This window comes from Undibacterium sp. Ren11W (assembly GCF_049340485.1).
Classification (GTDB): domain Bacteria; phylum Pseudomonadota; class Gammaproteobacteria; order Burkholderiales; family Burkholderiaceae_D; genus Undibacterium.
Map to the genome: position 1 here is coordinate 1 of NZ_JBMPPB010000043.1, position 260 is coordinate 260.

General features: G+C 58.1%; 1 pseudogene. It reads right to left on the reverse strand.

The window, feature by feature from the left end:
• Positions 1–220, reverse strand: a pseudogene (locus ACO0K8_RS22380) (energy transducer TonB); the annotation flags it as partial.
• Between the last annotated feature and the right edge of the window lie 40 nt (positions 221–260).

Here is a 260-nt window from a genome sequence, read left to right on the forward strand (position 1 = left end):
GTTGTACGCTGGTTGGTTTGGCATTCGAGTCAGGTTTGACGTTCGATACCGCAGCAATCGCGTTGGTCGGTACCACTTGCTGCTGCACTTGTACTTCTGGCGGCGGCACAAACGGTGGCGGCGGCGCGGCCAATTTTGGTGGCGGCGGCGGTGGCGTATCAGGTGGCGGCGGCGGTGGCTTGACCTCTTCTACTATTTTGGTCTCGAGCGGCTTTTGCATCACAGCTTTGATTTTTGCTGCGCCGCCATTGATCAAACCC